27 protein-coding genes are annotated in these 22574 nt (G+C 58.3%); 10 read left to right on the top strand and 17 right to left on the bottom strand.

From position 1 onward, the window contains the following. Nucleotides 1-12 precede the first annotated feature (12 nt). Nucleotides 13-852, bottom strand: a complete 840-nt coding sequence (locus ABLN94_RS10235) for a DUF547 domain-containing protein (protein WP_352992086.1) — start codon at nt 850-852, stop codon at nt 13-15. Continuing rightward, the gene (locus ABLN94_RS10230; protein ID WP_352992084.1) at nt 849-2222 is read right to left on the bottom strand and encodes a radical SAM protein; all 1374 of its coding nucleotides are present in this window, start codon (nt 2220-2222) and stop codon (nt 849-851) included. The genes ABLN94_RS10235 and ABLN94_RS10230 overlap by 4 nt, the downstream gene beginning before the upstream one ends. Before the next feature lie 158 nt (nt 2223-2380). On the opposite strand from ABLN94_RS10230, the gene ABLN94_RS10225 reads away from it, so the two are divergent. Beyond that, the gene (locus ABLN94_RS10225) at nt 2381-3058 is read left to right on the top strand and encodes an NYN domain-containing protein (RefSeq protein WP_352992083.1); all 678 of its coding nucleotides are present in this window, start codon (nt 2381-2383) and stop codon (nt 3056-3058) included. On the opposite strand, the gene ABLN94_RS10220 is transcribed toward ABLN94_RS10225, so the two are convergent. Continuing rightward, the gene (locus ABLN94_RS10220) at nt 3055-3540 is read right to left on the bottom strand and encodes an RNA pyrophosphohydrolase (RefSeq protein WP_352992082.1); all 486 of its coding nucleotides are present in this window, start codon (nt 3538-3540) and stop codon (nt 3055-3057) included. The two genes, ABLN94_RS10225 and ABLN94_RS10220, sit on opposite strands and share 4 nt — an antisense overlap. 137 nt (nt 3541-3677) lie before the next feature. Here ABLN94_RS10220 and ABLN94_RS10215 point away from each other — a divergent pair, with 137 nt between their 5' ends. Both ABLN94_RS10215 and ABLN94_RS10210 read left to right on the top strand, forming a co-directional pair. Continuing rightward, a complete protein-coding gene (locus ABLN94_RS10215) occupies nt 3678-5705 on the top strand; it encodes an NADPH-dependent 2,4-dienoyl-CoA reductase (RefSeq protein ID WP_352992080.1) in 2028 nt (675 codons plus the stop codon). Nucleotides 5706-5802: 97 nt separating this feature from the next. Beyond that, complete coding sequence (locus ABLN94_RS10210) at nt 5803-6714, top strand: AEC family transporter (protein WP_352992078.1); 912 nt, start codon at nt 5803-5805, stop codon at nt 6712-6714. A 22-nt stretch (nt 6715-6736) separates the two neighbouring features. On the opposite strand, the gene ABLN94_RS10205 is transcribed toward ABLN94_RS10210, so the two are convergent. Further along, complete coding sequence (locus ABLN94_RS10205) at nt 6737-7177, bottom strand: DUF4399 domain-containing protein (RefSeq protein ID WP_352992077.1); 441 nt, start codon at nt 7175-7177, stop codon at nt 6737-6739. A 228-nt stretch (nt 7178-7405) separates the two neighbouring features. On the opposite strand from ABLN94_RS10205, the gene ABLN94_RS10200 reads away from it, so the two are divergent. Then, entirely contained in the window at nt 7406-8320 is a 915-nt protein-coding gene (locus ABLN94_RS10200; RefSeq protein ID WP_352992075.1) for a LysR family transcriptional regulator, read from the top strand. Between the two features lie 455 nt (nt 8321-8775). Here the strand turns inward: ABLN94_RS10200 and ABLN94_RS10195 are convergent, their stop codons facing one another. Genes ABLN94_RS10195 through ABLN94_RS10175 form a run of 5 tightly spaced genes read right to left on the bottom strand, consistent with a single transcriptional unit; the run spans nt 8776 to nt 12458 of the window. After that, on the bottom strand, nt 8776-9495 hold the full coding sequence (locus ABLN94_RS10195) for an SDR family NAD(P)-dependent oxidoreductase (protein WP_352992074.1): 720 nt from the start codon (nt 9493-9495) through the stop codon (nt 8776-8778). A 47-nt stretch (nt 9496-9542) separates the two neighbouring features. Next, a complete protein-coding gene (locus tag ABLN94_RS10190; RefSeq protein ID WP_352992073.1) occupies nt 9543-10445 on the bottom strand; it encodes an OmpA family protein in 903 nt (300 codons plus the stop codon). Further along, nucleotides 10442-11014 carry a peroxidase-related enzyme gene (locus ABLN94_RS10185; RefSeq protein ID WP_352992072.1) on the bottom strand — a complete coding sequence of 191 codons (573 nt, stop codon included), beginning with the start codon at nt 11012-11014 and terminating at the stop codon, nt 10442-10444. Before ABLN94_RS10185 ends, ABLN94_RS10190 begins: the two co-directional genes overlap by 4 nt. A gap of 14 nt (nt 11015-11028) precedes the next feature. Further along, nucleotides 11029-11739 carry a GNAT family N-acetyltransferase gene (locus ABLN94_RS10180; RefSeq protein ID WP_352992071.1) on the bottom strand — a complete coding sequence of 237 codons (711 nt, stop codon included), beginning with the start codon at nt 11737-11739 and terminating at the stop codon, nt 11029-11031. Next, the gene (locus tag ABLN94_RS10175; protein ID WP_352992069.1) at nt 11736-12458 is read right to left on the bottom strand and encodes a competence/damage-inducible protein A; all 723 of its coding nucleotides are present in this window, start codon (nt 12456-12458) and stop codon (nt 11736-11738) included. The genes ABLN94_RS10180 and ABLN94_RS10175 overlap by 4 nt, the downstream gene beginning before the upstream one ends. Before the next feature lie 49 nt (nt 12459-12507). Here ABLN94_RS10175 and sfsA point away from each other — a divergent pair, with 49 nt between their 5' ends. Continuing rightward, nucleotides 12508-13209, top strand: coding sequence for a DNA/RNA nuclease SfsA (gene sfsA / locus ABLN94_RS10170; protein ID WP_352992067.1), 702 nt, complete (start codon nt 12508-12510; stop codon nt 13207-13209). Between the two features lie 52 nt (nt 13210-13261). Here sfsA and ABLN94_RS10165 read toward each other — a convergent pair whose 3' ends face one another. Continuing rightward, nucleotides 13262-14071, bottom strand: coding sequence for a class I SAM-dependent methyltransferase (locus ABLN94_RS10165; protein ID WP_352992065.1), 810 nt, complete (start codon nt 14069-14071; stop codon nt 13262-13264). Nucleotides 14072-14209: 138 nt separating this feature from the next. Continuing rightward, entirely contained in the window at nt 14210-15862 is a 1653-nt protein-coding gene (locus tag ABLN94_RS10160; protein ID WP_352992063.1) for a tetratricopeptide repeat-containing sulfotransferase family protein, read from the bottom strand. Nucleotides 15863-16053: 191 nt separating this feature from the next. Between ABLN94_RS10160 and map the strand changes: the two genes are divergently transcribed. Further along, nucleotides 16054-16866 carry a type I methionyl aminopeptidase gene (map, locus tag ABLN94_RS10155; RefSeq protein ID WP_352992062.1) on the top strand — a complete coding sequence of 271 codons (813 nt, stop codon included), beginning with the start codon at nt 16054-16056 and terminating at the stop codon, nt 16864-16866. On the opposite strand, the gene ABLN94_RS10150 is transcribed toward map, so the two are convergent. From ABLN94_RS10150 to ABLN94_RS10135, 4 genes are read right to left on the bottom strand one after another with little or no spacing between them, the layout of a single operon-like run. Further along, nucleotides 16854-17033, bottom strand: coding sequence for a hypothetical protein (locus ABLN94_RS10150; RefSeq protein WP_352992060.1), 180 nt, complete (start codon nt 17031-17033; stop codon nt 16854-16856). The two genes, map and ABLN94_RS10150, sit on opposite strands and share 13 nt — an antisense overlap. Before the next feature lie 24 nt (nt 17034-17057). Then, on the bottom strand, nt 17058-17693 hold the full coding sequence (locus ABLN94_RS10145) for an HAD family hydrolase (RefSeq protein ID WP_352992058.1): 636 nt from the start codon (nt 17691-17693) through the stop codon (nt 17058-17060). Then, nucleotides 17686-18246, bottom strand: coding sequence for a 16S rRNA (guanine(966)-N(2))-methyltransferase RsmD (gene rsmD, locus ABLN94_RS10140; protein ID WP_352992056.1), 561 nt, complete (start codon nt 18244-18246; stop codon nt 17686-17688). The genes ABLN94_RS10145 and rsmD overlap by 8 nt, the downstream gene beginning before the upstream one ends. Beyond that, a complete protein-coding gene (locus ABLN94_RS10135; RefSeq protein ID WP_352992055.1) occupies nt 18243-19454 on the bottom strand; it encodes an NAD(P)/FAD-dependent oxidoreductase in 1212 nt (403 codons plus the stop codon). The genes rsmD and ABLN94_RS10135 overlap by 4 nt, the downstream gene beginning before the upstream one ends. 99 nt (nt 19455-19553) lie before the next feature. Here ABLN94_RS10135 and ABLN94_RS10130 point away from each other — a divergent pair, with 99 nt between their 5' ends. The 4 genes from ABLN94_RS10130 (at nt 19554) to ABLN94_RS10115 (ending at nt 21070) form a co-directional block, all read left to right on the top strand. Further along, nucleotides 19554-20039 (top strand): peroxiredoxin, encoded by a 486-nt coding sequence (locus tag ABLN94_RS10130; RefSeq protein WP_352992053.1) that lies wholly within the window; start codon nt 19554-19556, stop codon nt 20037-20039. 105 nt (nt 20040-20144) lie between these two features. Next, nucleotides 20145-20390: a glycine zipper 2TM domain-containing protein gene (locus ABLN94_RS10125; protein WP_352992051.1), complete on the top strand. Its 246-nt coding sequence runs from the start codon at nt 20145-20147 to the stop codon at nt 20388-20390. Nucleotides 20391-20401: 11 nt separating this feature from the next. Next, nucleotides 20402-20749: a hypothetical protein gene (locus ABLN94_RS10120; RefSeq protein WP_352992049.1), complete on the top strand. Its 348-nt coding sequence runs from the start codon at nt 20402-20404 to the stop codon at nt 20747-20749. A 15-nt stretch (nt 20750-20764) separates the two neighbouring features. Next, nucleotides 20765-21070 carry a hypothetical protein gene (locus tag ABLN94_RS10115; RefSeq protein WP_352992047.1) on the top strand — a complete coding sequence of 102 codons (306 nt, stop codon included), beginning with the start codon at nt 20765-20767 and terminating at the stop codon, nt 21068-21070. Here the strand turns inward: ABLN94_RS10115 and ABLN94_RS10110 are convergent. Both ABLN94_RS10110 and ABLN94_RS10105 read right to left on the bottom strand, forming a co-directional pair. Continuing rightward, nucleotides 21067-21360 (bottom strand): 4a-hydroxytetrahydrobiopterin dehydratase, encoded by a 294-nt coding sequence (locus ABLN94_RS10110; RefSeq protein ID WP_352992045.1) that lies wholly within the window; start codon nt 21358-21360, stop codon nt 21067-21069. The two genes, ABLN94_RS10115 and ABLN94_RS10110, sit on opposite strands and share 4 nt — an antisense overlap. After that, the gene (locus ABLN94_RS10105) at nt 21357-22544 is read right to left on the bottom strand and encodes a GNAT family N-acetyltransferase (RefSeq protein WP_352992043.1); all 1188 of its coding nucleotides are present in this window, start codon (nt 22542-22544) and stop codon (nt 21357-21359) included. Before ABLN94_RS10105 ends, ABLN94_RS10110 begins: the two co-directional genes overlap by 4 nt. Nucleotides 22545-22574: the final 30 nt, after the last annotated feature.

Below are 22574 nucleotides of genomic sequence, written 5' to 3'. Positions count from 1 at the left end.
GGCTCCGTACCACTAAGAACCCGAGGCCGCATCGTTCAAAGCCCAGTCGTATTTGTAGGCCTTCACACGCTGAACCTCTTGCAATCGTGCCCGTAGCTCGGGTTCAGCGACCCATTGGATATGGCTCAGCACAGCCTGCTCGTTCGGCCCGAAATCCTCGCGGAACCAGATATAGATCTTCGACAGGATCAGCCCTCCACGCTCATCGAACCGTACCCCGCGCGGATCGTTGATATAGGCGCGCTCGGCAGCGGCGAGGTCGCGTTCCAGAGTTTCGGCTTGCCAGGCCCGCCCCATCAGGTTGGGGCAGCCCACAGCGGCGCAGTTCAGGGCATAGTGGATGCGTGGCTCGTTGAATGTGGGGCGAATAATGCGATGCTCGATATCGTTCAGCGTCAGCGTCTCACCAGCCACCTGCACCAAAGGCCGGTTCCACGGTCCAATTGACAGTGGCCCATCTTTAATGTCGCGGATCGAGGCGACAGGGTAATTCTCAAGTACCACTTCCACCGTCACCGCATTGTAGAGGTTGATCCAATAGGCAAGTTGCTGATCGCGGGTCAGCGTTGCCGGGTCAATGGCCTGCAGATCGGCCAGATACTCGTCCAACCGCGCCCGGTCGGCCTGTGACACCTGACCGTACGCCACTCGGTTCACACCTTGCGCATCCGGCGCGACATAGCGAGACAGGAAGGCGCTCCAATCCCGATGATCGACCTGCTTTCCGGGCGGAGGCGCATAGCTGGTCAGTGTCTGCCCCGGCAGGGCCTCAGGAGCGGGCAAGGCAAGACGTTCGACACTCGCGCAAGCTGCAAGAAGAGGCAGCAAAAACAGGATCAGGTACTTTCTCATGACGCGTCCTTTTGCTTTTGACGCAGGGCCCGCATCTGGCCCTTGAGCCGTTTCAGCGGCGCCAACGCCGGATCGCTCAGATCCGGCAAATCGGAACCCCCGGACAGACGCGGCACGGCGGCGTTCCACCAGCTTGGCCCGGCGGGGCCGTCGATCCGATCAGGGCTGGCCAAGTGCAGATCACGCTGCGCGTTATGTAAACACATCGACAGGGGGCCGTTTGCCGCGGCCACCATGAACACGCAGGAGGCACAGCGGTCTTCGTTAAGCGTGTCGGCGGCCATGAAATTGTGGATGAACACCGCCTGCCGCCGCACCGGCCCGCGCAACAAGCCCCGCCCAAGGCGCGCCACGCTCAACGCTAACTGGCCCAACACGTACAGAGCCAGTAGTGGGTGACGACAGATCAAGCGCCGCACCTTGGGACGGATGCGAATATGCGCATCCTGCTGGTCATCCGCCGCCTCCAACGCGGCCATCACCCGATGCACCAGCTGCCGGTTTGACAGCAGCGAGATCGCTCGACCGCCTGCGGTGACGACGCTGGCGTAACGGTTGCATTTGGAATGCCCGACCGCCGCCGTATCGAAATGCAAGGGCGTGCCATAGCCCTCCTCAATCGCGCGCGCCACGCTGTCCTGCGTGATTTCATCGGGTCGCGCCCGCAACACACCGCGCCCGGTATCGGCCTGCATCTGGAACGAGACAAAGGCAACCTCGGGGCAATCCCGCAGAAACCGGGCCAGAGCGGGAAGCTCATCAAAATTGCCACCAAAGACCGTGGTGTTGAACAGTATCCGCAACCCCAGCCCGCGCGCACGTCGGATATAGGCACGGCGTACGGTGTTGAGTTCAACCTCGCTGCTGAACCCCTTGCGGTCTTGCGTCATGTCGACGTGAAAGGCCACATCGTCCAACCCCGCCGCCGCAAGCCGGGTCAGAAACGCCCCGCTGGCGCGAATACCATTGGTCATCAGACAGGACCGCATGCCCAGCCGTTTTATCTCGCGGCACAGCGCTTCAAGGTCCTCAACCTTGCGCAGGGTCGGGTCGCCCCCAGTCAGTTGCACCGAAACGCCGGTGCCATAGTGGCTGCGGATCGTGGCCAGACGGGCAAACAGGACCGAGAGAGGTGGATCGTAGGTCATCTCGGCACGATCCGAGAGGTAGCAGAGCGCACAGTCCAGATTGCAGCGCTGTGTAACCTCAAGCGCCACGCAAGCGATGGGATAGAAGCGCCCGGCGGTTTGGCCCGCTCCATATTCACCGCAGCGCTTCAGACCATCGCGCAACGGCGCGCGGCGGTCTGTACCAGTGAACTTCCGCCCGGCGGGGGCAATGGTGGGAATACTGTGGGTATTGTCTTTCATAGACCCCAAGCTAGAGGCCTCTGTTCACCCGAGCCACGCCCCCTCACGGCAAGTTGTCGGAAGGCGAGGTATGGGTGAGGCAACTATCACGGCGTCATAATCTCGCCGCACAATGACACTAACAATAACTGGATTGATAAGAGAAATTTAGAGGAACCATGGCGCCAAGAGTGGCGATCCTGGTGGACGGCGACAATGTCAGCGCGACCTATCAGGACGAGATTTTTAGGATCAGTCAGGATATCGGGCGGGTCGACATTGCGCGGGTCTATGTGAATGCACAGGGAAACTCCTGCTGGCATGATGCATATCGGTTTAACCTGATCCACAGCGGGACAGGAAAGAACGCCACTGATCTCCTGCTTGCCATCGACGCAATCGAGCTTGCCTTGAACCGAAACATCGAAACCATGGTACTCGTCAGTTCGGACGGCGATTTCACGCATCTGCATCGCCGTCTACGTGAGTTCGGTGTTGGAACAGTCGGCATTGGGGAATCCAAAGCACCACTGTCCATGCGGGAGAATTGCACAGAGTTTGTTGAGCTTCAGCAAAAGCTAACCTCCGAGGCGTCCGACAACAGAGCACAGACGCCGACCGACCTCGATAGGAAAATCCAGACAGTGATTGCTCAGGGCAGCAATAAGGGGCAAGGCATACTTATCGCCGAATTAAATGTTCGTATGCGACGGCTACACGATATCAAGATCAGCACGTATCCCGAAAAGACCTGGCGCGGATATCTGGCTGCGCGCAAGGAAATGTTCGACTTGGACCCCAAAGGGCCTGACGCACACGTGCGCTTCAAACCCCAAGGCTTTGGTCAGCGCCCTTAGTCCAAGTGATCGGCAAAGGCCGCGACTACCTGCTCATACACTTCACGTTTGAACGGCACGATCTCCTCGATCAGCTTTGCCGGGTCCTGCCATTTCCAGCGGGTGAATTCCGGATGTTCTGTTTCGATATTGATCTGCTCATCCCGACCGGTGAATCGCAACAGAAACCACTTTTGTTCCTGCCCGCGATAACGGCCTTTCCAAATTCTGGGCACAATGTCATGCGGCAGATCATAGGGCAGCCAGCCGCTGGTCTCAGCCACGACTTCGACCAGATCGGCGGTGACACCGGTTTCTTCCCACAGTTCGCGCAGGGCGGCATCGCGGGGGTCTTCACCCTTGTCCACGCCGCCCTGAGGCATCTGCCAGGCGTCCTTGTGGCGGTCATTGCGCTGGCCCACGAAAATCTTGCCCTCGGCATTCATCAGCATAAGTCCCACACAGGAGCGATAGGGCAGTTTGGCGATCTCTTCGGGGGTCATGCGCGGCCTCATAAATTGCTCTGAAAACTCTGTAACAAGCGTTTGAGGAACAGCAAAGGGTGTGACGTTAGGTTCTGCGTGACAAAGTTGACGCGAACGTCAATCTAGCACCGAAGAATCGGGAGGGAGAGTTCGCCATGACTGCGTACCCAAACATGCTGGCCCCGCTGGATCTGGGCTTTACCACGCTGAAGAACCGCGTGCTGATGGGCTCGATGCATACCGGGCTAGAAGAGACCGGCGACTGGAACCGTGTGGCCGAGTTTTACGCAGATCGCGCGCGGGGTGGCGTGGCGCTGATGGTGACAGGTGGGATTGGCCCGAACCTTGAAGGCTCGGTGCTGCCAGGTGCCGCGATGATGACCACCGACAAGGATGTAGCGAACCATTCCATCGTGACCGATCGCGTGCATCAGGCAGGTGGCAAGATCGCCATGCAGATTCTGCACGCAGGTCGTTATGCCTATGGCCCGAAATGCGTGGCGCCCAGCCCAGTAAAATCTCCAATCTCGCCCTTCCCGCCGAACGAGTTGGATGAGGAGGGGATCGAAAAACAGATCAGTGACATCATCAACGCCGCCGTTCTGGCTCAGAAAGCGGGCTATGACGGCGTCGAGATCATGGGCTCCGAGGGGTATTTCCTGAATCAGTTCCTCGTGACCCACACCAACAAGCGCGAGGATCGCTGGGGGGGATCGTATGAGAACCGGATGCGCCTGCCCATCGAGGTGGTACGCCGCACGCGTGAGGCCGTGGGCACAGACTTCATCATCATCTACCGCCTGTCGATGATTGACCTGATCCCCAATGGCTCGACACATGAAGAGGTTGTGGAGCTGGCCCAACGTATCGAACAGGCCGGGGCCACGATCATCAACACTGGCATCGGCTGGCATGAGGCACGGATTCCAACCATCGCCACTTCCGTTCCCCGAGCGGCCTTTGCCTGGGTCACCAAGAAATTGATGGGCAAGGTTGGTATCCCGGTGATCACCTCGAACCGGATCAACACACCGGAAGTGGCCGAAGAGGTTCTGTCCACCGGCTGCGCTGACATGGTGTCTCTGGCCCGTCCGATGCTGGCGGATGCGGATTTCGTGAATAAGGCGATTGCCGGTCAGTCCGCGCAGATCGCGCCCTGTATCGCCTGCAATCAGGCCTGTCTTGACCATACGTTCAACGGCAAGCTGACCTCGTGTCTGGTCAATCCGCGCGCCTGCCATGAGACCGAGTTGGAAATTGGCAAAGCCGAAACGCCGAAAACCGTTGCCATCGTCGGCGCAGGTCCGGCTGGCCTGTCCACCGCAATGACTGCCGCCCAGCGCGGCCATGATGTGACTCTGTTCGACCGCGCCAGCGAGATTGGTGGCCAGTTGAACATGGCGAAACAGGTACCGGGGAAAGAGGAGTTCTGGGGTCTGGTCGATTGGTACCGCACCATGATGGCTGACCTGGGCGTCAAGGTAGAACTGAACCGCGAGGTCGGCGCCGATGACCTGACCGGCTTTGACGAAGTCGTCATCGCCACAGGCGTCATCCCGCGCGATCCGCAAATTCCTGGGCAGGAGCGTGATAACGTCCTCAGTTATATCGACGTGCTGCGCAACAAAGCGGAAGTCGGCGCATCCGTCGCGGTGATCGGCGCAGGCGGTATTGGCTTTGACGTGTCGGAATTTCTGGTCGAAGAAGGCCACAGCCCGACCACCGACCTGCCCGCCTGGATGAAGGAATGGGGCGTGACCGACCCCGAGGAACACCGCTCGGGTTTGGCACCTGAGGGGCCGCAGCCCGGGATGCCAAAGCGGCGGGTCACCCTGCTGCAACGTAAGAAACAGGCGCATGGCAAGGGACTCGGCAAGACCACCGGCTGGATTCACCGCACAACGCTGAAGATGAAAGACGTCAATTTTGTCGGCGGCGTGAACTATGAACGCATCGACGACGATGGCCTGCATGTGAGCTTTGGCGAAGAGCGCGCTGATCCGACTGCCATCGCGGCGGATACGATCGTTCTGTGTTCCGGACAGGTCTCTGAGCGCAGCCTTGCGGACGCGCTGATCGAACGCGGGATCACTCCGCATGTCATCGGAGGGGCGGATGTGGCCGCCGAATTGGACGCCAAGCGGGCGATCAATCAGGGGACGCGGCTGGCGGCGGAACTGTAAAGCTTTGTCATTTTCGACATAGCCATGTCGGTATTCGCAAAGAACATTTATACCGACCACTTACATAAGTGCAGGTTGATCTAAGGAATAGCCTGCCATGGTGTTTGCCACCATCTTGTCCGGACTTGCGCCGAGTTTTCTGATGGTCGCGCTGGGTGGGATAATCCGCGCACGATTGTCGGAAAATGCTTGGCAGGGTCTGGACAAGCTGAACTTTGAAATCCTCTTCCCCGCATTGTTGTTTGTTGCTGCCAGCAAACGGCCGATTGCCTTTTCGGAAGTTCTGCAGATTGGGCCAGCGGTCTGGGCAATTCTTGTTCTAGCAATGCTTTTGGGGTGGTTGGCGCGGCCCATTGGGCCGGAGCGGTTTCTGGATTTTGCCGGCGGTTGGCAAACGGTCTGGCGATTCAATTCGGCCATTGCACTGGTCGCATCTCAAACGATTGGGCCGGACGTAATTGGCGAAATGGCGGTGGCGATTGGCATGGCAGTTCCCGTCGCCAATATGCTCGCGGTCATTGTACTTTCCCGTGGCGGAAGCCTGAGTATCTTTCAAACGATTTCGAAAGTCGTGCTGAACCCTTTCTTGCTGGCAAGCGTTTTGGGTGTCACGGTTGGCCTGACTGGCATCACTATTCCTGCCCCCATACTTGCGCCGCTTGAAATGGTTGCAGCAGCAGCGATCCCGATTGCCTTGATTTCCATTGGCGCCACCATGAATTGGAGCGCCTTGGCAAAAATGGCGCGTTTCAACGCCTATGTGTGCTTGACCCAATTGGTATTGGTGCCGGGTGTGACATTGGTGAGTTGTCTGCTCATCGTCAGTGCCAATGGTCTGGCGCCTGTGCTGATCCTGTTTGCTGCTCTTCCGACTGCCTCCGCTGCACATATTCTGGCGTCAGGATTTGGGGCCGACAGAAAACTGGTCGCTACGCTGATCGCGCAATCGACGCTTCTGAGCGCCGTAACACTACCACTCTGGATACTCGGCATTAGAACTCTGTTTTAGGCACCAGCATTACAGCTGATGTTTATTCCACCGTGATTGAAATCACCTCGGACACTATCGGGGTGGCATGCGGCACGTGACCAGCATCACCCAGCACCAGTTGCAGCGTGTGCTCACCGGGGGCAAGATCCAGCGTGACCTCGGTTTGGCCGCCACCGAAATGCAGGTGGTTATCGTCAGACGGTAGCCCGAAAGCCAATTCATCCGCGCCGTCTTCGCCCTCACCCAATGGAGGACGGTCGATCAGCAGGTGGTGATGGCCGGTGTTTTCCTTCTCGGTTCCGGCAGGGGCTACGCCCATACCGCTGAGTCCAAAGACCACCGTGACGGGCGACTGTACGGTGTCACCATCTGAAAGATTCACAAAATAGACTTTGGCATCGGGGTTGGAAGGTGTCTCCCCCCCAGCCAGCGCAAGGGTGGCCGACATGAATATTGCGGCAATGGCGAAAAAGGCTTTCATGATCTCCTCCGTGGACACAAATTTGCCATTCTCATCATAGCATATCTGCGCCAAAGCCCCTAAATCCCTTTCTCTTTTGGGTTGTATAGCCCTTGGAAACCACTGTTTCCGCGTTTCCCAACTGCAAACGATCTGATTTAAATCCCTGATATTATCCCATGTCTGCCCAGTTTCCGCCCAGATTGTCCTCAATAGTGAAAGCCTGACGAGAAGACCTGGGGAACGAGAATGGATCGACTGACCGAAATGGAGGCCTTTGCCAATGTGGTGGACCAGGGTGGCTTCACCGATGCGGCGAAAAAGATGGGCATCTCCAAATCGGCCGTATCTAAGCACGTTTCGAGCCTTGAGGCGCGATTGGGTGCACGGCTGCTGAACCGCACGACCCGGCGCGTTTCGCCGACTGAAATCGGGCTGGCCTACTATGACCGCGCCCGTCGCGTCCTGAACGACGCGGGCGAGGCTGATGCGCTGGTGACTTCGATGCAGTCAGCCCCGTCCGGTTTGCTGCGAATCAGCGTGGCGACCGATTTCGGGGTGAATCATCTGTCTCCGGTCCTGTCGCAATTCCTGGCCGCTTACCCCGATATCACCGTGAATATGGTGCTGAACAACCGCTATGTGGAACTGATCTCAGAAGGGTTCGATGTCGCCGTGCGTATCGGTGAGTTGGAAGACAGCACCCTGCGCGCGCGCAAGCTGACAGAGACCGTCAAACGGATGGTCGCCGCGCCCAGCTATATCGAGAAATTCGGGCGTCCACAAAAGATCGACGATCTGAACGAACACAAGTTGCTGCATTACTCTAGCCAGTCTTCCGGCAACGTCTGGAGACTGACCGCACCCTCGGGTGAAAAACGTCAGGTGCGCACGGCAGGTTGGTTAAGCGTCAACGACGGTCAATCCCTTTTGAATGCGGCCATCTCGGGGCTGGGGATCGCGTATCTGCCCAGCTATCTGTACGCCGACGCGCTGAAATCCGGCGCGGTGCTTGATGCGATGCCATCGCTGCCCGATGAAGTGCAGGGTATCTACGCAGTTTACCCGCCCGGTCGCTTTACCCAGCCCAAGGTTCGCGCTTTCATCGACTTTCTGGTAGAAGCCTTCTCTGACAAAGGTCTGATGGACTGGACAGGCTCATAAATCGCAAAATACCGCGACATACATGGCGAACGCATATTGCTGAAACGCCCGAAATCGGTGGTCAAGCAGCGATATGCAAACTTGCCTTTGTACGACACACCGCAGTCAAGTTTACGTCCGGTTGACTTGTTTGGATTTCGTCGTTCACCGCTAAGTAACAGAACAATGGCGCGTCAAAGCCTTTGATCCAAAGTTTCTTGGTCTGCCACGGCTCTAGGGCCAAATAGTTCGAACCAGAATTTCGCCAAACGCCATAGGTTTCGCTGACGCTGCACACCCTTAGAAACAGCGCCAAAAAGGCACCCTCGCCGAGAATTAAACTCGTAAAAGACCAAGGTTTGTCTTCGTTTCGTCGACAAACTGACGCTTTTCCGCGGAATACTACAAACAAGTTGCAATATCTCCCCCGGTGAACCTCGACGGCCCGCGCTTCAGCGCGGGCTATTTTTTTCAAATCAGAACTTTTCCACCCAAGGACGCAAAGTAAGCTCATCGCTCCAGGCGGATCGGTCCTGATGTACCAGATGCATGTATTCCTGCGCGATAGCATCCGGGTTCAGCATGCTGTCGGGGTTGTCGGTCGCCTCAATGCGTTCCGGGCGTGCTGCATTGCGGATGCCGCCGTCAATGTTGATCCAAGCGACGTGAATACCCTTGGGGTGCAGTTCCCGCGCCATGGATTGTGCCAGGCCGCGCTGTGCGAACTTACCCATTGCAAAGGGCGCCGACAGCGGAAAGCCCTTGACGCCCGCCGATGCGCCAGTGAACAGGATGGTGCCGCGCCTGTTATCGCGCATTGGCTGATCCAACATGCGGCGGGCAGCGGCCTGACCCAACAAGAAGGCGCCATGCGCCGTGACTTCAACCGATTTACGAACAGTTTCAGGATCCAACTCGGTGATCGGGCCGCGCTGACGGGCCGATGGGTTGTAACAGGCAACGCGCAACTCACCCGGCAGACCAGCGACCAATTCGGTCACGCCCTGTACATCTGTGCCATCCAATTGGTGCAGAGTAGCGCCCGTTTCGGTAGCCAAAGGTTCCAGTTTCGTGACATCACGCGCAGTCAGATGGACCGCATAACCTTCGCGCGCCAGTGCCCGCGCGAATGAGGCTGACAGGCCAACCCCAGCGCCGATGATCAATGCCTGCGGAGAATGAGACGGGTCGGTCATGGGAACTCCTGTGATTGCGAACCTGTTCCTGAGCTATATCACCGCGCTCAGTTAACCAGCAAAACTGCTTCGACCCGGCGATTCAACTCTCGACCTTCGGGTGAGGCGTTCGACGTGAGCGGGGCAAGATATCCGATGCCGCGGGCCTCTAGTCGGTCTGCGGCTACCCCATGCGCTTCGATCAGACGAGCGCGTACCGCCTGCGCACGTCCAGTGCTGACCGAGATATTGGCGTCCAGCGCGCCAGTGTCGTCCGTGTGTCCTACAAGCGCCAGCCGCGTACCCGGATTGGCGGTCAGATAGTCGGCAATCTCGGTCAACGAAGCAAAGGGACCATCGCCCAGCGTGATCTCTCCGGTGCGAAAATGCAGATCATCCAAAATGACATGCCCGTTCTGTTCAAGAGCCGATGTCAGACCGCCTGCCTGATTGACCGTTTCCTCGATCACCAACGGCGGCGGGGCTTCGGCACTACCCGGAGTGACACGGATCATTTGTATATACCCGCTGGGTGGGTTACGGCTGACAAGCAGGCTCAGCACATCGTCCCCGCGCGTGGCGGATAGAAAGCGGTAGTCTTGAATGGCCACATACATGTCGGGTGTCGGGACCACCTCGGTGCCAAAGCGGAAATCGAAACCACCACAGGAACGGGCCTCGCATTCGAACAGCACCTCGTAGCCCTGTGCAACGATCTGCTCGCGCAATGGCGCCAGTAGTTGCAGCGTGGTGCTAGACCCCGACTGCACGCGCCAAGTGAGCCGCTCGACCCGACCTTCGATCTGCCGCACTGGCAGGCTACCATCCGCAAAAGGACCGGTAGGCAAGTCATAACTGTCCAACGGGCTAGTCCTGTCGCTGATCTGACGCGCACCCGCAGGCAGGGTCAGGTCCTGCGCAGCCAACGGTCCAGCCAGCAGTATAAGGATCAGAGAGGCAATTCGGATCATCGGGCCTGCGCGTGGTAATCATCGTTTGGAACCATCGCCGTCGCGCTGGCAACCCGGTTCGACATATTAAAAAATCCGGTGACATTGGCGATGTCCCAGATATCCCGGTCAGAGAACCCCGCATCCCGCAGACGCTGGCGGTCGGGTTCTTCAATCTCTGTGCTGGCAGATGTCATCTTGGCGGCAAAATCTAGCATGGCGCGCTGGCGCGGATCCAGTGATGCCACGCGATAATTCAACACCAGCATCTCACCCAGTTGCGGATCACCCGACAGCTGCCGCACCGCCGCGCCATGAGCCACGAGGCAATAGAAGCATTTGTTGATCGCCGACACGACCACCGCGATCATCTCCCGCTCAAGCTTCGTCAGACCGCTGTCGCCCAGCATCAGGTCATTATACATCGCGGTGAAGGCGTTCAGCTTGTCGATATCAAAGGCATAGGCCCGCAAAACATTTGGCACAAATCCCAGTTTTTCCACGCAGATATCAAAGTATTTCTGCGTCTCGGGTGGCAGCGGTTCTACCATCGGCAAGTTCAGCGCGGTGGGCAATTTCTGGTCAGTCACGTCAGGCTCTCTCCTTAGACAAACTGACGGTAGTGGTATTCGCCAACAATCTCCATCCCGAGCGCGTGATAAAGCCCGTTGGCCCCGTCATTCGCCTTGGTGCAGATCACGCTGAGCGTCTGCGCTCCGTTATCCCGCGCCCAGAACGCGGCGGCGCGCATCGCCCAATTGCCCAGACCCTGACGACGGTGATCGGGAAGAATCTCCAGCGCGTGGACCATCGCCACTCCGTCCTGAATGGCGACAAAGCCGGCACCCGCGGGCTGATCGTTGTTGCGCAATAGCAACCCGATTTTTGGGCCCGTTGCACGCTCCATCACCGCAACCCGTGCCGGGCCGACGCCGCCCTGCGCCCAGATCTCGCGCATGATGGCCAGCGGCTCCCATGTGGTGAAGACCGTCACGCGCGGGATCGGTAGATCAGTCAGGTGATCAACCGGGCACATGTAGATATTGACCGGGTCTAGCACCTCATAACCGCGGGCGGCCAACTGCGCGTCCAGCGCCTCATCCCCTGGGCGCAGGCAGAAGATGCGCTTTTGCCCCATCGCCCGCATCGCAACCTCGGCGGCGTCGATATCGGCTTCTGTCACCGGGCCCAGCGCGCTGGCAGCCGACACACGTGATCCTCCACCCTGCCCCTGCCGCAACCTGAACGGTCCCAGCTGTTCGTACCCGGCAGCGGGCCAAGTGCCATCAACGATATTGGGCCAGTCGACGCTCACAGACCCAGCTCTTTCGCAAGACGGGTGGTGGCGGCGTCGATGCGAGCACCGTCGGTGCCGCGTACGACCACATTGGCACCAAATACACCGTTGATCTGGAACGGATAACACCCGATCGAGAGGTCCTGAAACTCCCCTGCCAGATTCGAGAGAGTCGCCGCGATATCGCCCTCGCCCCGATCCACCCGCAGGGTCTGAGACAACAGCGGGCTACCTCCGGTCAGGCCGGGCAGAACGCTTGCGACCATCGCCTGAAACACGGACGGCACCCCAGCCATCACATGCACGTTTCCGATGGTAAATCCCGGTGCGGTCGAGACCGGGTTCTCGATCAGTGCAGCGCCTTCGGGAATACGGGCCATGCGCATCCGGGCCTCGTTCAGCTCCAGCCCGGATTTGTCATAATGCGCCTGCAACAAGGCGCGCGCGTCATCGCGTATGTTGATAGGCACCCCGAAAGCGCGTGCGATGCAGTCGGCAGTGATATCATCATGCGTGGGACCGATCCCACCGCTTGTAAACACATGGTCAAAGCCTTCGGACAGCGCCTTGACCGCCGCCTCAATGGCTGGCGCATCGTCACTCACGATCCGCACCTCTTTCAGGTCGATACCGTGTTTGGTCAATTCACCGGCAAGGTAATGCATATTCGCATCACGGGTTCGGCCCGAGAGGATTTCATCCCCGATCACCAGCATTGCAGCGGTTGGATTTTCCATGGCGCGTGCCCCCTTGATCGACCGTTAGGGCAGGTATAGGCCCTGAGGCATGCGATTTGAAACCCCCCTTGTCCCCGCCCGCCTGATCCGCCGCTACAAACGCTTTCTGGCGGATTGCACGCTGGAGGACGGGCGCGAGGTCACCGCCCACTGCGCCAATCCGGGCTCGATGATGGGGTTAGCGGAACCGGGTGAGAAAATCTGGCTGGAGCCGAATGACGACCCTAAGAAAAAGCTGAAATACGGCTGGCGACTGGTCGACCACGAAAACGATCATTTCACCGGGGTCGATACGTCCGTCCCCAACAAGGCCCTGCGCGCAGCGTTGGAAGCGCGTGAAATCCCCGAACTGGCCGCCTACGAAACCGTCCGCCCCGAGGTAAAATACGGCGAAAACAGCCGCATCGACTTTCTGCTGACTGGGCCCGGCCTGCCGGACGCCTATGTCGAGGTCAAAAGCGTCACCCTATCCCGCCGACCCGGACTGGCTGAATTCCCCGACAGCGTCACCGCGCGCGGCACCAAGCATCTGGGCGAATTGGCGGCGATGGTGGCACAGGGCCACCGGGCGATCATGCTGTATCTGGTGCAGCGCACCGATTGCGACCGATTCGCGCTGTCGGCGGATATCGACCCGACCTATGCGGCGGCGTTTGAGGCTGCACAGGCGCAGGGGGTCGAGCGGTTGGTCTATGGGACGCGGATTTCACCAGATGGGGTTTGGGTCGAAACCTCGTTCCTCAAAGCTTAAAATTAAGCTTACAAAATCAAGACGCTTCACGCGCCAACGTTGCCCACGAGCCTTACACGCGACATTCAAACATGGTGGCAGAAAGCGGCATTGTTAAATCGCTGGGCTCGAAACGCGTCCGAAGGGCCGACAAAATTTCCGTAACTATTAAATCCGGGTCCACTCCGCCCCGCTCTTTAATTTCATCAATCAACGGGTTTCCATAGACCAGAGCGGTTGCAAACTTCTCAATATTCTTGATCGATTTCTTCAATCTAATGGTTTCGTGAGTGATATCCTTCCAGCCGGCAGAAGCGAGATCTGCGCGCACGGCCTCTGGATCACCGTAGTGAAAGGGAACCTTGTAAAACCCCGGCGGATCGTCCGGAAAGAACTGCGCGACCGTCTTATGTGCGGTTTCTGAAAACGGGTTCTCAGACATTTCACTCCAGACATTGAACACGTAGCGCCCGCCGGGTTTCAAGACACGAGCAGCTTCCCGATAAGATTCAGTTTTGTCTGGAAAGAACATGACACCGAACTGACAGACCAACAGATCAAAGGTGTCATCTTCAAACGGCAAGTCCATTGCGTCTGCAGTCACGAATTCCACGTTTTCGTCCGCGGAAAACTTACCTTTCGCTATCTCAAGCATCGGAGCGTTCAGGTCCGTTGCAACCAGCGACGTTCGCGGATGTAAGCGATCACGCAGTCGTCGGCTGACGATACCCGTTCCGGCAGCAAGCTCTAAAACATGCTCGCTCTTTTGACTGCTACATAGGTCAGCCAATCTATCCGCGAAATCAACGAAGATGTTCGGCCCCAAGCCATGATCATAGTGGCTTGGAATATCGCCAACGAATTCTGCAGACTTATCAGACATATCAGCCCCCCGACCAATTGCTCTGAGCAACTTAACAGATTCTATCCAACTTTCTGTTTTTTGCGAATGCGTCGGGCCGCAAGGGATATTCTACATTGGTCTATGCTCGCGACATGCTCTTGCCGATCGGCTTCTTTCCTAACCCCGTACTTCCGGCCACAGCTCGGCATCCAGCGCCGTTACAAACGGTTCGAACTGATCCGCCACCGTCTGCCAGCCGCCGACCGAGGCGGTGTTCACCGGTTTGCGGGCCTGCAGGTTACTGGCCGTCCGTATGGCGTCCTCAGATTTGTCGGGCGACAGCATGGCTTCCTCGAAGGGCAGGTCACAAATCCGCGCAAGTTCGTGCGCGGTGTCCTGCAGGTTCTTGACCAGTGTCTCGTATCGGATGTCATGAACCCGACCCGGAAGAATCGTGTGCCAGTGCCGCATATAGCGCTGATAGCGGTTGGCCTCGGCCGCCATCCATTTCTGGTCATGGGTATAGTACAAGCCACCCGCGCCGAAATTCGCGCGCCACATGGACAGGGCAATGTCTCGGGGGTCGCGCAACACGTTGAGAATCACAGCTTCGGGAAACGCCTGCGCGATTTCGCCAAGGAACGCATAGTTTCCCGGAGCTTTGTCGACGAAGGCCGCGGCATCCTTGGGCACGGTTGGCAGCTTATCAAGGTAGAAATCGGCCAAGTTATGAACTGTGCGCCATTCAGGTGATTGCGCCTCGGCCTGCCTGGCCCATTGGTGGACGGATGCAAGCTCACCCAAGCCCTGTACACGGGAATGGCGGGCCAGAATACGTTCAACCAGCGTTGTGCCCGAGCGGGGCAGACCGACCACGAAAATCGGTCGGGCACCGTCTTTGCTCGGCAAGGCCTCGGGCAGCGGGACAGTCAGCCGTTTGGCACAGTCCTGTTCGCTTTGCGCCTCCCATGCCTCGAACCCGGCGCGCTGGAGCTTATGGGCCTCAGCCAGATGCTGCATTTCCAACGGTGTGTTCTTGTCCCGGCGCGCGAGGTTTGCCGCCGCGAAGCGCAACTTCACCGCATCCTGCGGGTTGGCTGCACCCCGCTCAATCGCCCCGGATACCTGAGGCTTCAGAGCCGCGATATCATCGAAGGTGAGATTGGGCAGCCCGGCCATGATCTCCAGCGCTTCGGGGTGACCTGGCGCAATCGCCAAAGCCGCGCGCACGTTTTTCAACACGTCACTCAGTTGCCCGAGGCCAACTTGTGATCTGGCCAGACGCAACAGGCCGGGGAGGAACCTAGGGTTCTTTCTGACCATAGCTGTCAGAACGTCGACCGCGCTGTCCCACTGATGCATCGCGTCCAGACAGTCCGCTTTCAGAATCTGCGCGTTCAGGTTGGCGGGCTCGCGCTTCAAAACCTGGTCAACGATGGCAAGCGCCTTCTCCGGTTCCTGCTCTTGCAGCAGCGCTAGTGCCTGTATGAACTGCTGAGCAGGACTGAGGGGACCACGCCCACTGATCTTCGCGAGAAACTTCAGGGCCGCGGCGGGATCACCGCCCTGAACCAGACTCAGCGCGTAGTTCTGGATCAACTCGGCATTGCCGGGGTCCCGCCGCCAGGCGCGTTCGAATTGCGTTTGGGCCTGCTGGAAATTCTGCTGCTGAATCGCGCATAAACCGGCAAGTCTGGGCAATGCCGCAGCATTTGGCCACTTCTTGGCGGCTTTGGTGGCCCGTTTGAAGGCACGATCCGGACGCCCGGCCTTGAGAAGTTCGCTGATGCTGGCAATCTCGGCCCTCAACTGGTCAGCTTTTCTTTGCATTTGCATGCCCTTCTCTGTTTCCCGCACCGGTGCAGACTTGCCATGTGCTAGTTCAAAATTACCTGAGGGTCTACAGACGATCGGGCGCAGCAATGTCAGCGGGTTTGACAATGCGACCGCGCGCCCTCTGGTACTTTCTGCACAAGCAGCGTAAAAGGAGCGCTGCGCGAAACATTTGGAGCCTTGCATCCATGAAAGAACATCGTGGCCGTCTGACCAAGGATGGCATCCGCATCTATGAACAGGGTGACTTTGCCGGCATGCACGCCGCAGGGGCCTTGGCTGCGCGGATTCTGGATGACATTGCAGAGCACGTCTTTCCCGGCCAGACCACCGGCGCGATTGACGGACTCATCACTCAGATGGTCGAGGACGCAGGCGCGACTTCGGCGACCATTGGTTACAAGGGCTATCAGCACGCCAGCTGCATCAGCGTAAATCACGTGGTCTGCCACGGCATTCCCGGCGACAAGCGGCTGAAGGATGGCGACATCCTGAATATCGACGTGACGGTTATCGTAGATGGCTGGTTCGGCGATACTTCGCGCATGTTCGTGGCCGGTAAACTGCCCCGCAAGGCAGAACGCCTGATCCAGGTGACCCACGACGCCCTGTTCAAAGGCATCGAGATGGTCAAACCGGGCAACACGTTCGGCGATATCGGCCACGCAATTCAGGCCTATGTCGAGGCGCACCGGATGAGCGTTGTGCGCGATTTCTGCGGCCACGGGCTGGGCCGTGTGTTCCACGCGCCGCCAAACGTGTTGCACTATGGCCGCCCGGGCACCGGCGCCAAGCTGGAAGAAGGCATGTTCTTCACCATCGAGCCGATGGTGAATTTGGGCCGCCCCGAGACCAAGACGCTGTCCGATGACTGGACCGCTGTGACCCGCGACAAGTCGCTGTCGGCGCAGTTTGAACATTCAGTGGGTGTGACAGCTGATGGGGTCGAGATATTTACGCTCTCGCCGGGCGGAAAGTTCCACCCAACTTATTCGTCCTGATCTGCGGCCTGCTCGCGCAGCAGTTTCAGCAGCAGTGTTTCCTGCCCCCAGGGCGTGACTGCGTCATGAATGAATATCGGAGCGCGCATCGGCTTGCGCTCCGGCCCGGTGGCGGCATCGCTATCCTGTGAAAAGGTCCAGAGCGTAGGGATCAGGGCACGGTCCATGCTCTGGATATTAACACGCCCCGGTCAAATCCCCAAAAGCACCGGAACCTCGGCCATGTCTGTAAAGACTTCTGCCCCTAGATCAGCCAGCTTTTCTCCACCCCCATGGGGCACATAAGCCAGACAGCGCATATTGGCTCGGATCGCCGCGGTAACTCCGCTGGCGCTGTCTTCGATCACAACCGGCGCGGTGGCGTCAAAGTGACGGGCTGCCGTCAGAAACATCGTTGGATCGGGCTTGCCGACTCCCAACGTATAGGCCGAGAACATCGCATCCTTGAAACGGTCCCAAAGGCCGTTCTGCCCCAGTGTGACTCGCATTTTGTCGGGCCCGCCATTGGAGGCAACGCAGAAAGGCACGCCGCGTTCATCCAGAAGTGTCAGCAATTCCAATACGCCGGGAACCAACGGCACACCCTGCCGAAGATGAGCATCGGTCTCAGCATCGAATTCCTCGATCCAGTTTTTGGGCAGATCAGCCCCCAGACCGCGCGCAATATCCTGAACTTCCGGCATGGTCTTGCCGGTAAAAACCCTGTGGCACTCGTCCGCCGTCAAAGACAACCCGTGTCGAGCAAAGTTTGCGACCATCACTTGATTAGACAGCGGTTCACTGTCCACCAGAACGCCGTCGCAATCGAAAATGACCAGATCATGCATCCGAGGCCCCGCTCCACATCAGGGTGATATGCGTGTCGCCGTATTTGCGGCTGTCCTGCAGTGTAAACCCCTCAGGCGGTTGCATCGGGGTGTTTTCCTCCCACACGATCAGCGCATCTTCGGCGATCCAGCCCTGTGACAGGGCCGCGATGGCCTTATGGCCCATGGACTTTCCGTAAGGCGGGTCCAGAAAGATCAGATCGTACGGCGTTCCGGAGTTATCACCCAGCCGTGTGGCATCCCGGCGGATCAGTTCGGTGCGGTCGGCACTGCGAGTTAGCTCGATATTCTTGCGGATCAGACCCTGCGCTACACGTCCGTCATCCACGAAAGTCACATGTGCCGCGCCGCGCGACAGGGCCTCAAGCCCCAGCGCGCCTGTACCTGCGAACAGGTCCAGCACGCGCAACGCGTCAAAGTCGATCTGATGGCTGAGAACATTGAACAGGCTTTCACGCACCCGATCGGTGGTGGGGCGCAGATGTGCGCCCGCATCCCCTTTGCCGACCGAGGCCAATGCCCGGCCCCGGAACTCTCCGGCGATGATCCTCACGCCTTGAGAAGCGGTTTCAGATCCGCGCCCGCGTCGGCAACCACAGCCGGATCAGCGGATTTGCCCATTTCGATGAGGCGTTTGCCGACCATGTAGGCGCGTGGGTCATTCATCGCGTCGACAGCGATCAACTTATCGCCCTTGTAGTACCAGAAAGACACCGTCTGCCCATCGCCCTGACGGGTTACGACGCGGTCATAGCCGGTGTTCAGCCCCGCGATCTGTAATTTGACGTCGTACTGGTCCGACCAGAACCACGGCGTTGCCACGTAATCCTTGGCCGCGCCGAGCATGTTCTGCGCCACGATCTCGGCCTGGTCAATTGCGTTCGGAACACTCTCCAGACGGATCCGAGTACCAGCATGCGGGAAAGATGCGCAATCACCCGCCGCCCATATCGACGGATCGGATGTACGGCCGTGCGCGTCGGTCTTGATGCCGTTTTCCAGCTCCAGCCCCGCCATCTCGGCCAGTTGCGTTGAGGGAACGATGCCCACGCCAACGACAACGAAATCCACGTCCAACTCGGTGCCATCGGTCAGGACCGCTCCGTCAACCTTGCCGTTGTCACCAACCAGATGGTCCAGTCCAACACCTTCGCGGATATCCGCGCCGTATTCTGTGTGCAGCGCACGGAAGTAATCGCTGGTTTCAGGCGCGGCGACACGTTGCAGGATACGATCCGCCATCTCGACCAGAGTCACCTTGACCCCGCGCTTGGCACAAACCGCCGCAGCCTCAAGGCCGATATAGCCGCCGCCCACGATGAGCGCGCGCGCGCCGTCTTTCACTCTGGGTTCCATCTCGTCGATGTGGGCCAGATCGCGAACCACGTGCACACCCTCCAGATCGCCTCCAATCGCAGCAGGCAAACGACGCGGGTCGGATCCGGTGGTCAGCGCAAGCTCGTCGTAGGAAATTACCTGATCACCCACGGTGACGGTTTTGGCCTGCGGGTCAATTGCGGTGACACGCTGACCCAATCGCAGGGCGATATTGTTCTCGGCATAAAAGCTCTCGGGCCGCAGGAACAGACGTTCCAGCTCCATCTCCCCCAGCAGATAAGCCTTAGACAAAGGCGGGCGCTGATAGGGCAGATGCGGTTCGGCCCCAATAAGTGTGATATCCCCCTCAAACCCGTCTTTGCGCAGTCTGGCAACAAGCGAAGACCCCGCCTGCCCCGCACCGATCACGACAATATGGCTCATGTTCCTCCCACCCTGTCGAATTCCCGTGGTCTCATCCACTCGACCACCTATATTGCGGCTAAGCCCGACTCTGCAAATCCAAACGACAGGAGCTTAAAAATGATTTCAACAGGTGACACACTGCCCGAAGCCACATTGCTGCAATTGAGTGCAGACGGCCCAGAAGAGGTGCGGCTTTCAGACAAGACAATGGGCCGCAAAGTAGTCATCTTCGCTGTTCCCGGCGCGTTTACCGGCACCTGTACAAACACGCATGTGCCGAGTTTTATCCAAACCAAGGATCAGTTCGACACTAAAGGCGTGGACGAAATCATCTGCATCTCGGTCAATGACCCGTTTGTAATGAACGCTTGGGGTGAGACCACAGGGGCGACGAATGCTGGCCTTTCGATGCTGTCGGATGCCGCATCAGAGTTCACCAAGGCCATCGGCATGGATTTCGACGCCCCGCCCGTTGGGCTGTTTGCACGATCAAAGCGCTATGCGATGTTGGTTGAAGACGGCAAGGTGATCACGCTTAATCTGGAAGAAAACCCAGGTTCGTGTGAAATTTCAAAGGGTGAGGGCTTGCTGGCCGTAATCTGATTTTACGCGTGGCCCCCGGGGCACCTCGGGGCCGTGAGTACTAATTAACTTGATGCACTACCCTGATCAGCCAATAGTTGTGACATACTATCCGGGAGTTCATTGATGAAATTGAAAATTTTCACGCTAGTGCTGGGCACAGCGGGGGCGCTCGCCGCCTGCGGTCCAGCCCCCACGCCACAACAACAAGCGGCACGCCAACATGAGATTGCCTGCCTCAGTGGCACTTTGGGCGGGGCACTGATTGGCGGTGCCATCGGCAACCAGTTCGGCGGCGGGTCCGGCAAAGCCATCCTGACTGGGGCTGGTGCAGCCGCCGGAGCCGTTGAAGGCAACAGATTCGCATGTTGAGGAGAGCTGGGATGACACGTGGAATATTGATAGCAGCGATTATTCTGGTGGCGGGTGCGGCCTCGGCCGAAACTGTGGGCGAACTGCACGAAAATGAGCTGAAAGCCATCGACAGCAACAATGACGGGTTCCTTTCCCGTGATGAGTTCAACGCCTTTTCCGATTACGCCTTTCAGGAGATGGACGAGGACAAGAACGGTACGCTGGGATTGGATGAGGCCAAGCCATTCCTAGACATAAAACAGTTCCAGGACGTTGACCGCGACAATGATAACTTTATTTCAAGGGCGGAATACGACGAACAGATGAACGATGATTTCAACACGGCGGATCAGGATGGAAATGGTCAGCTAGATTAAAAACTTGGACGAGCCATGTACAAATGGATCAGTTTCGGAGCACTTACACTACTTGCGGCCTGTGATGTGCCGCAAGCACCGGTGGTAACCGGTCCGGACGGGCAGGCACGCATTCAGATCAACACGTCCGGACTGACCTGCTACAACAATCGCTGTCTGGACATTAACCCCGCCGCGCGCAGCGTCCGTCAGGTCGGCAATCGGACAACCGGCATTCCACGTGATATCGACGTCAGCAGCGGCAGTGTGACCCCTTCCGAATTTGAACAGATGGGCATCGCCGCGTCCCTTGCGGGCGGCGTTGGTTCAGGCAACCGTTAGCAGAGGCTGTCCATCTTGCGTGCAAGCTTGGCGTCCAACGCAGACACCCCACCAACATCATGGGTGGCCAGCGTGACCTTGACCGTGCGGTAAACGTTGGACCATTCGGGGTGGTGATTCCATTTTTCGGCAAAGATCGCCACTTGGGTCATCCAGCCGAAGGCATGAACGAAATCCTCGAAAATAAAGGTTTTGGTGATCGCATCCCGGTCTTCAACCATAGTCCAGCCGTTCTTGAACAGCGGGTCCAGAAGCGGTCCGCGGGTCTCGGGCGACAATAGTTCGGTCATTGCTGTTCCTCCGGGTTCGATTTCCTGAACGGGCCATATTCCGTCAGAATCTCAATCTCTTGTCCCACTGCGTGGGCCTCGGCGTCCAGATATTTCTTGATCGCATCGGCAAAACCGGGATCGGCGACCCAGTGCAAGCTGTGTGTGCGCATCGGCAGATAACCACGTGCCAACTTGTGTTCGCCCTGCGCGCCAGCTTCAACCCGAGCCAGACCTTCCGCAATGGCAAAGTCGATTGCCCTATAATAACACAATTCGAAATGCAGGCATGCGTGATGCTCGACACAGCCCCAGTAGCGGCCATAAAGCGTTTCGCGCCCGATGAAATTCAGCGCCCCGGCGATGGCATACCCATCCCGTTCCGCCAGCACCAGCGCCATATCATCAGCCAGGGTTTCCTGTGCGATATCAAAGAATTGCCGCGTCAGATAAGGCGAACCCCATTTCCGCGCGCCGGTGTCCTGATAAAACCGCCAAAACGCATCCCAATGCTCAGGACGCAGGTCACCACCGGTCAAAGTGCGGATTTCACCGCCAAAACCGCAGGCCTGGCCGCGTTCCTTGCGGATATTCTTGCGTTTGCGCGAAGACAACGCGGCCAGAAACCCATCAAAATCAGCATAATCGTCATTCAGCCAGTGAAATTGCTGCGATTGGCGAACCAACAAACCCATCTGTTCGCCTGCCAGCGCCTCATCCTCGGTGCAGAAGGTGGCGTGTAGCGATGACACCCGATTGTCCGCTGCCAATTGTACCGCCCCCTGTACCAAGGCCGACATGCCAAGCGCCTCATACCCCGGTCGGACCAGAAAGCGCCGTCCGGTGGCGGGTGTGAAGGGTACCGCAATCTGCAACTTGGGATAATACCGCCCGCCCGCGTTTTCATAGGCATGGGCCCAGTTGTGGTCGAAAATATACTCGCCCTGGCTGTGCGACTTGGCATACATCGGCGCCGCCGCGATCAGCATCCCATCCAGATAGGTGGTTAGGTATTGCGGTTGCCAGCCAGTCCCCGGCCCGACTGAGTCACTGTTTTCCAACGCCAGAAGGAACCGATGAGTGGTAAAGGGATCAAGCGGACGCCCCCTGTCAGCGGCTTCGGGGCAGGCACAAGCGTCCCACTCCGCCGCAGATATCTGCGAGAGCGACCCCAGAACCTGTACTTCAATTTGCGCCTGATCCATGTACCCTCCGCGTCTGATCTTTATCTGTGA

It is taken from the genome of Ruegeria sp. SCP11, assembly GCF_040329455.1.
Taxonomy (GTDB): Bacteria; Pseudomonadota; Alphaproteobacteria; order Rhodobacterales; family Rhodobacteraceae; genus Ruegeria; species Ruegeria atlantica_E.
Note: the sequence above shows the minus strand (reverse complement) of the source record. Positions and strands in the feature narration are given on the sequence as shown.

What these genes read in the sequence shown, in the direction of transcription:
- ABLN94_RS10175 (WP_352992069.1), bottom strand. Translation starts at nt 12,458, where the DNA reads ATGGAAAATCCAACCGCTGCAATGCTGGTGATCGGGGATGAAATCCTC.
- ABLN94_RS10195 (WP_352992074.1), bottom strand. Translation starts at nt 9,495, where the DNA reads ATGACCGACCCGTCTCATTCTCCGCAGGCATTGATCATCGGCGCTGGG.
- ABLN94_RS10135 (WP_352992055.1), bottom strand. Translation starts at nt 19,454, where the DNA reads ATGAGCCATATTGTCGTGATCGGTGCGGGGCAGGCGGGGTCTTCGCTT.
- ABLN94_RS10110 (WP_352992045.1), bottom strand. Translation starts at nt 21,360, where the DNA reads ATGACCGAACTATTGTCGCCCGAGACCCGCGGACCGCTTCTGGACCCG.
- ABLN94_RS10230 (WP_352992084.1), bottom strand. Translation starts at nt 2,222, where the DNA reads ATGAAAGACAATACCCACAGTATTCCCACCATTGCCCCCGCCGGGCGG.
- ABLN94_RS10115 (WP_352992047.1), top strand. Translation starts at nt 20,765, where the DNA reads ATGTACAAATGGATCAGTTTCGGAGCACTTACACTACTTGCGGCCTGT.
- ABLN94_RS10215 (WP_352992080.1), top strand. Translation starts at nt 3,678, where the DNA reads ATGACTGCGTACCCAAACATGCTGGCCCCGCTGGATCTGGGCTTTACC.
- ABLN94_RS10210 (WP_352992078.1), top strand. Translation starts at nt 5,803, where the DNA reads ATGGTGTTTGCCACCATCTTGTCCGGACTTGCGCCGAGTTTTCTGATG.
- ABLN94_RS10190 (WP_352992073.1), bottom strand. Translation starts at nt 10,445, where the DNA reads ATGATCCGAATTGCCTCTCTGATCCTTATACTGCTGGCTGGACCGTTG.
- ABLN94_RS10200 (WP_352992075.1), top strand. Translation starts at nt 7,406, where the DNA reads ATGGATCGACTGACCGAAATGGAGGCCTTTGCCAATGTGGTGGACCAG.
- sfsA (WP_352992067.1), top strand. Translation starts at nt 12,508, where the DNA reads ATGCGATTTGAAACCCCCCTTGTCCCCGCCCGCCTGATCCGCCGCTAC.
- ABLN94_RS10165 (WP_352992065.1), bottom strand. Translation starts at nt 14,071, where the DNA reads ATGTCTGATAAGTCTGCAGAATTCGTTGGCGATATTCCAAGCCACTAT.
- ABLN94_RS10120 (WP_352992049.1), top strand. Translation starts at nt 20,402, where the DNA reads ATGACACGTGGAATATTGATAGCAGCGATTATTCTGGTGGCGGGTGCG.
- map (WP_352992062.1), top strand. Translation starts at nt 16,054, where the DNA reads ATGAAAGAACATCGTGGCCGTCTGACCAAGGATGGCATCCGCATCTAT.
- ABLN94_RS10130 (WP_352992053.1), top strand. Translation starts at nt 19,554, where the DNA reads ATGATTTCAACAGGTGACACACTGCCCGAAGCCACATTGCTGCAATTG.
- ABLN94_RS10220 (WP_352992082.1), bottom strand. Translation starts at nt 3,540, where the DNA reads ATGACCCCCGAAGAGATCGCCAAACTGCCCTATCGCTCCTGTGTGGGA.
- ABLN94_RS10150 (WP_352992060.1), bottom strand. Translation starts at nt 17,033, where the DNA reads ATGGACCGTGCCCTGATCCCTACGCTCTGGACCTTTTCACAGGATAGC.
- ABLN94_RS10225 (WP_352992083.1), top strand. Translation starts at nt 2,381, where the DNA reads ATGGCGCCAAGAGTGGCGATCCTGGTGGACGGCGACAATGTCAGCGCG.
- ABLN94_RS10145 (WP_352992058.1), bottom strand. Translation starts at nt 17,693, where the DNA reads ATGCATGATCTGGTCATTTTCGATTGCGACGGCGTTCTGGTGGACAGT.
- ABLN94_RS10205 (WP_352992077.1), bottom strand. Translation starts at nt 7,177, where the DNA reads ATGAAAGCCTTTTTCGCCATTGCCGCAATATTCATGTCGGCCACCCTT.
- ABLN94_RS10105 (WP_352992043.1), bottom strand. Translation starts at nt 22,544, where the DNA reads ATGGATCAGGCGCAAATTGAAGTACAGGTTCTGGGGTCGCTCTCGCAG.
- ABLN94_RS10160 (WP_352992063.1), bottom strand. Translation starts at nt 15,862, where the DNA reads ATGCAAAGAAAAGCTGACCAGTTGAGGGCCGAGATTGCCAGCATCAGC.
- ABLN94_RS10235 (WP_352992086.1), bottom strand. Translation starts at nt 852, where the DNA reads ATGAGAAAGTACCTGATCCTGTTTTTGCTGCCTCTTCTTGCAGCTTGC.
- ABLN94_RS10125 (WP_352992051.1), top strand. Translation starts at nt 20,145, where the DNA reads ATGAAATTGAAAATTTTCACGCTAGTGCTGGGCACAGCGGGGGCGCTC.